At 39.0% G+C, this 1,537-nt stretch carries 1 protein-coding gene; it reads right to left on the reverse strand.

What is annotated here, in order from left to right; translation table 11 throughout:
• Positions 1 to 1,455: DNA phosphorothioation system restriction enzyme (locus FJR06_RS17940; protein ID WP_168651951.1), on the reverse strand; the 1,455-nt coding region annotated here is incomplete at its 3' end.
• Positions 1,456 to 1,537 lie beyond the last annotated feature (82 nt).

A 1,537-nucleotide genomic window follows, 5' to 3' on the forward strand; every position in this document is an offset into this window, starting at 1 on the left:
TTGCAATGCTAATAACTTCATTCTTGCTTCCCCAGCATTATCAGCTAAATCAGCAAATTCCACAAACCGCCGTAATTCCTTCTTTAATAAATTCCGTTCTACTTCAATAGTTTCTCTATCTAAATCTGGCGGTAAAACAATCATATCAAAAATTGTTGCCCGTTCCTTCCCAGGGTGAGGACGCAAAACCCGTCCCCGACGTTGGATAAATTGCCGGGGATTTCCCGAACTTGATAAAATTACTGCGGTTTGAATAGCGGGAATATCCACACCTTCATCTAAACACCGAATTGCGACTAAACCCTGTAATTCTCCACTTTCAAATTGACGACGTAAAATTTCTCTTTCTTCCAAAGAAGTATTTGCTGTGTAGGTACTGACTTTATAACCTAATTCTCCTCCCAAAATTTGAGCAACAGCTTTGAGTTGACGCAGAGAATAACGTTGTCCGATTTCTTGAGAACCATCACTACAATAAAACAATGTATGGGTAGTTCCTCGACGAGTTGCCATTAACTCTTGTAAGGCTGTTAATTTATTTTCTGCAGTGCCAACTAACCGCGCCCTTTGCATTAATAATGATTTGATATCTTCGTTGTCTTCAAAATCTCCCATTTCCCCCATATCTCGATCTCGATAAAGGAGAGAACGCCCAATTTTTTTGGTTAATTTTAAATAAGCGATACTCTCCGTTTCTGTCAATTCTACCAATACCGGATTATAGATATAATGAACTAATGCACCTTGAGAAATCGCATCCTGTAAACTAAATTCAGGTTGGAGAATATGACCAAAATAATCTAATAAAGATTCTGTACCATCATCATCAAAATATCTTTCTGGTGTGGCTGATAAAGCTAGACGTAAACCCACATTTCGGGGTAAACTTTCCTCTAGTTTCGGTGCGCCTAAATTATGAGCTTCATCACCAATAATCAACGTTTTCGGCGGAAAATATTTAAGTTGTGTCTGAAAACCATCACCAATTAAAGTCGAGTTAGTGGTAATTATCGTCACGAAATCTTGAGAACCAGAACACAGATTATAGATTTGTGTAGAAAGTTGACTTTGCCAACTGCGTAAATTATCAAAGGCTAAAATCGGCTGTAAGTTAAATTTCTCACATTCTCTACCCCACTGGGTAACAAGATGACGATAGGGACACACCACCAACAAGACTTGTAAACCAATTTGCTGGTACAATTCACAAGCGATCGCTAATGCAGTAATAGTTTTACCACTACCAGTAGCCATTTTTAATGTCCCCCGACCATGATTAGCAAACCAGCTAGTCACAGCTTGACGTTGATATCCCCGCAATTGCAGAGATAAAGGCATTTTCGGAAATCCCGGTAATGGTTGCTTAACTTGATAGCTGCCCTTTTTCTCCCCCGCATAAGGTAACTTGAGTTTAAAAGTAGGCAATTTCGGTACTGCATTTCGCGTTAGGTACATAAATTGGTAATTGGTAAGAATCAGTAGTTACTTGTTTTTTATTTGCAACTGACAACTGACAACTGACAACTGTACGGGCGAA

Origin of the sequence: Dolichospermum sp. UHCC 0352, assembly GCF_009711925.1 — a bacterium.
Classification (GTDB): Bacteria; Cyanobacteriota; Cyanobacteriia; order Cyanobacteriales; family Nostocaceae; genus Dolichospermum; species Dolichospermum lemmermannii.